Source organism: Synechococcus sp. R3-13 (genome assembly GCF_047462195.1).
Lineage (GTDB): Bacteria > Cyanobacteriota > Cyanobacteriia > Thermostichales > Thermostichaceae > Thermostichus.
This window is the reverse complement of record NZ_JANSIO010000149.1, coordinates 1-608: the sequence shown is the minus strand read 5'-3', so window position 1 is coordinate 608 and position 608 is coordinate 1. Positions and strand designations below refer to the sequence as shown.

The following is a 608-nucleotide window of genomic DNA, read 5'->3' as shown; positions in this document are numbered from 1 at the left end:
GTGCGGCATATTTTGCCCCAGACAGCCACTTATGTGGTGATCTCGGCAACCTTGGCGGTGCCCGGCTACATTGCGGCAGAGTCGGTGCTGAGCCTCATCGGGTTGGGGATCCAACAGCCGGATGCCTCTTGGGGCAACATGCTCTCGCTGGCCACCAACGCTTCGGTGATCATCCTACAGCCCTGGCTGGTGCTGGCCCCCACTTTGATGGTGGTGCTGACCTCTCTATCCTTTAACCTGCTGGGGGATGGTTTGCGGGACGCCCTCGATCCTCGGGAAGGGTGAGCTGCTTCCCCATTGCGCCGAGTGAGGGGAATGGAGTGGCCTGCAAATCACCGCTTTCCGTCGGGATAAAGCCGGTTTAGACCCTTGCGAGCCTTAGCATGGACATCCAGGGTGGCATCCATTTTCAGGATCTGCCGGTAAACTTGCTCGGCACGAGCCACTTCCCCTTCCCGTTCCAACTTTTCTCCTAGCTTGAGCAAGTTTTGGGCTGAGAGATCTGCCCAAGGATTCTGTTCGGCTGTTGGCTCCTGCAGTTGCCGCAGCTCTTCTAGGCGCTCTTGCACCATCGGTCGTAACAGCCAAGAGTCATCCAGATCCAAAAC

General features: G+C 57.9%; 1 protein-coding gene and 1 pseudogene. One reads left to right on the top strand and one right to left on the bottom strand.

All coding sequences use genetic code 11. From position 1 onward, the window contains the following. The coding region (locus tag NW856_RS04790) for an ABC transporter permease subunit (RefSeq protein WP_414399359.1) at positions 1–285 on the top strand (285 nt) is incomplete at its 5' end. 47 nt (positions 286–332) lie between these two features. On the opposite strand, the pseudogene NW856_RS04785 reads toward NW856_RS04790, so the two are convergent. After that, positions 333–608, bottom strand: a pseudogene (locus tag NW856_RS04785) (hypothetical protein); the annotation flags it as partial.